Raw genomic sequence first — 3,884 nt, 5'->3', positions numbered from 1 at the left:
ATTTAAAAAATTAGATAGGTGGTAGAAATACATTGGCAACTACAAAACCATACAGAGTATTACTATATTACATGTACACAACAATTGAAAACCCAGAAGAATTCGCGGCAGAGCATTTAGCATTTTGTAATTCACTTGAATTAAAAGGAAGAATTCTTGTAGCAAAAGAAGGTATTAACGGAACTTGTTCTGGAACTGTAGAACAAACAGAGAAATACATGGAAGCAATGAACAATGATCCACGTTTTGACGGTATCGTATTTAAAATAGATGAAGCTGATGGTCATGCATTCAAGAAAATGCACGTGCGTCCTCGTCCAGAGTTAGTTACACTTCGTCTAGAAGATGACATTAACCCACACGAAATAACTGGGAAGTATTTAGAGCCAAAAGATTTTTATGAAGCAATGAAACAAGAAGATACAGTTATCATTGATGCACGAAATGATTATGAATTTGATTTAGGTCACTTCAAAGGTGCGATTAAACCTGATATCGAATCCTTCCGTGAATTACCAGATTGGATTCGTGAAAATAAAGAAGTACTTGAAGGTAAAAAGATTTTAACTTATTGTACAGGCGGAATTCGTTGTGAGAAGTTTTCTGGTTGGTTAGTTCGTGAAGGCTATGAAGATGTAAGTCAGCTTCACGGCGGAATTGTAACGTACGGAAAAGACCCAGAAGTACAAGGTGAGCTTTGGGATGGACAATGTTACGTGTTCGATGAGCGTATCGCTGTACCAGTAAACCAAAAAGAACATGTTATCGTTGGTAAAGACCACTTTACAGGTGAACCTTGTGAGCGCTATGTAAACTGTTCAAATCCAGAATGTAATAAGAAAATTTTATGTTCTGAAGAAAACGAAGCGAAATATTTACGTGCATGTTCTAATGAATGTCGTGTAAGTCCACGTAACCGCTACGTAATACAACATGAATTAACGGAAGAGCAAGTAGCTGCTGCATTAGAGCAAATCGAAGCAGGGAAGTAAACTGAATTCTTATAGTAAAAGGGGTACTCCAAGTTTAATTTTGGAGCACCCTTTTTTATTATACGGTTCTGTCATTTGTCGGTTTTTGTCGGTAAGTCGATATATCTTAAAAATCGCTGATATATTTCGAGTTGCGCCGATATAATCGGAAAATCGCTGATGAAAATTTCACTTACTGCAGCGCACCAAGAATTTGAAAATAACCTTCTTTAATTTTTATCTTCTTTCTCTTTAACGGCAGAAAGTACAGTTTGTTTTACCCAAGCTTTTCTTCGTTTATGCTGTAAACCCCATTGGTATAAACTTTGGGCTCCTAAAATAAGTGAAATGACAATGCCGCTAATCGCAATTAATAGAGCGAAAAATTCAAGAGGTGACGATATTTTGTTTGAATCGGTGTTTCTTAAAAGGTCAATCATAGTAAACCCTAACATTTGGCCCACTACAGAGTAGAGCGTTAAAATTAATAATAAGAGGCTATCTTTTTTAGAGGCGACATTTTCTTGATATTTAAACAAACTATCAAGATTTTGTTTCGCGTTCGAGTATAGAACCTCAATATTAAAAAGTTTTCTTAAGCGGAAGAAAATATCTTCACTTTGTGATTGGGATACTAATTCTAAAGAAAAATAATTAGCAGTGAACGAATTGATCGAATAAATTAATTTCTCTATTTCATTAGTATCTTGTTCAATGTTTAGCTCAGCATAGGCGTTTGCCATTTTTAATAAAACAATTTTATGGAATAGGTTTAATAATAAAGCGTAATAAAATTCCCCGTACATTTGACTAGCAAGTTTAGCGATTTCGCGCTCTCCTTCATTTGTTACACATGTAAAAATATGTTCTTCCATTATGAAATAACGATTTGGAGCCCATCTCTGGTAAGCGTGTTTTTTTAAATAGTCATGAATGTAAGGAAGGTTATTTGCACTCACATATGGCTTACCATCACTTGTTAATCCGGAAAGACTAGAAGTACGATAAACATCCACTTCATTAAGTTCCATACCTTCTTTTAGTGACAATAAAGTTTGGACGTACATTCTTTGGTCTTCGAAGAAAGGGAAGGTTTGAAAGTATGAACTTCTTAATCTCTTCTTTTCAAAGAAATCAGTTACGCCATGAAATAAATAACCAAAAATGAATTTTTCAACTTGGGAATACTTTTTTCCGTTACATTCAATACAAATAGTCTCATTTGTATCATTTTTAGTTTCAAGTACACGGAAGCGAGCAGCGAATTCGATTGCTTCAGATAAAGTCATGTTTGGAGCAGTGTTTACTTCTGTTCGAATTGTTAAGAAGCCAAGTTCATAAGGACAAAGTGTTACATCAATAGAGTGTATCTTGAATGGGATTGAAATAAGGTTTGTTGTTAAATGTCCAGTTAAGTTAAGGTCCTTTGAATAACGTTGCAAGCCCTTTTGATGCTCTGAGTGAGGAAAGAGAATTTTATTTGTAAATGAAAGATAGTATGCTTCCATATTTTGATGTGAAACTTTAAACTCCCCATAATATGTATTTTCATCATAGAGATGATCGAGCCGAAAAGGACGGAAATCGTTTTTTTGTAAGAAAGGGAACATATTTTGTTCATATCCAGCTTTAAACGAAAACGGGAATATAAATTGAAATATAGCTGTTGCTACATCTTTTTCCTCAATTGCTTGTATTGCCTCCATCTACATTGTTTCCTTTCCATATATGCTATAGAAACAACATGCCCAAATTTATTTGAAAATAACCACTGTTTTATACTCGATTGAGAGTGAAAATTCAGCTTATTTAGCAGAGGACATGTATAATGTTATGTATACAAAAAGTTATAAAATTGTATTTTGAAGAGGGGGATGCTGTATGCGGATTTTAGTATTAGGCGCTGGTGGAGTCGGAGGATTTTTTGGTGGCAGATTAGTCGAAAAGGGAGAAGATGTTACATTTCTTGTTCGTAGTAAACGGAAAAAACAATTAGAGGAAAGAGGACTTGTAATCCGAAGTGTTAACGGGGATTTTTCCTTTCAACCGAAATTAATAACGAAGGAAGAGAGAACTTCTCCATTTGATGTCATTTTATTTTCAACAAAAGCGTATCACTTAAACGAGGCAATTCAAGATTTGAAGCCGTTTGTTGGCGAAGGTACTGTAATCATTCCATTGTTAAATGGTATCGCTCATTTATCACTATTACAAAAAGAATTCGGCGAAGAAAAAGTAATTGGCGGTTTATGCTTTATCGAGACGACGTTAAACGATCAAGGAGAAATTGTACAAACTAGCGCTGCCAACAGACTTGTGTTTGGAGAAATTAAGTCTCAAAGTTCAGAGAGAGTAAAGCATATTTCTAAAGCATTTGCAGGTACGAAATCTAGTTTTGTTTTAAGTGAAAATATTACGCAAGATATGTGGCATAAATATTTATTTATTACTGTAATGTCCGGTGTGACAACGTTAATGCGTGCACCAATTGGACCAATTCGTGAAAGTGAAGGCGGCCGTGATTTTATCCGTAATGTATTTGAGGAATCTGTACAAATTATGAAAGTATTAGGAGCTCCAATAAAGGTTAATATTGCCCAGGAACATATGAAAACGATTGATAAAATTTCGTATGATATGAAGTCATCGATGCAACGTGATATGGAGAAGGGTTCGTTTATTGAAGGGAAGCACTTGCAAGGATATTTACTGGATGTAGCAGAGCAATTTTCTATAACGGCACCATTATTAAGCACTATATATCAAAATTTAAAGGTGTATGAAGAGATGACCTTTAACAGATCTGTAATAGAATTAGATGTATGAAAAAATAAAAAAGATAGCAATATATAAGTGTATTGCTATCTTTTTTATTTTTTTGTATGACAAATTATTTATTTCTTTTCGTTCTAT

The 3,884-nt window shown here is 34.3% G+C and carries 3 protein-coding genes; 2 read left to right on the top strand and 1 reads right to left on the bottom strand.

The genetic code is table 11. From position 1 onward, the window contains the following. Positions 1 to 32: 32 nt before the first annotated feature. The gene (locus tag ACQGS6_RS24265) at positions 33 to 992 is read left to right on the top strand and encodes a rhodanese-related sulfurtransferase (RefSeq protein WP_000246218.1); all 960 of its coding nucleotides are present in this window, start codon (positions 33 to 35) and stop codon (positions 990 to 992) included. Positions 993 to 1,201: 209 nt separating this feature from the next. Here ACQGS6_RS24265 and ACQGS6_RS24260 read toward each other — a convergent pair whose 3' ends face one another. Beyond that, positions 1,202 to 2,677 carry a hypothetical protein gene (locus ACQGS6_RS24260; RefSeq protein ID WP_074626210.1) on the bottom strand — a complete coding sequence of 492 codons (1,476 nt, stop codon included), beginning with the start codon at positions 2,675 to 2,677 and terminating at the stop codon, positions 1,202 to 1,204. A gap of 175 nt (positions 2,678 to 2,852) precedes the next feature. On the opposite strand from ACQGS6_RS24260, the gene panE reads away from it, so the two are divergent. After that, the gene (gene panE / locus ACQGS6_RS24255; RefSeq protein WP_074626207.1) at positions 2,853 to 3,797 is read left to right on the top strand and encodes a 2-dehydropantoate 2-reductase; all 945 of its coding nucleotides are present in this window, start codon (positions 2,853 to 2,855) and stop codon (positions 3,795 to 3,797) included. The last annotated feature ends 87 nt before the right edge of the window (positions 3,798 to 3,884 follow it).

It is taken from the genome of Bacillus sp. GMs2/2, from assembly GCF_050172095.1.
In the GTDB taxonomy this organism is placed as follows: Bacteria; Bacillota; Bacilli; order Bacillales; family Bacillaceae_G; genus Bacillus_A; species Bacillus_A cereus.
This window is presented reverse-complemented; position numbering and strand designations above follow the sequence as displayed.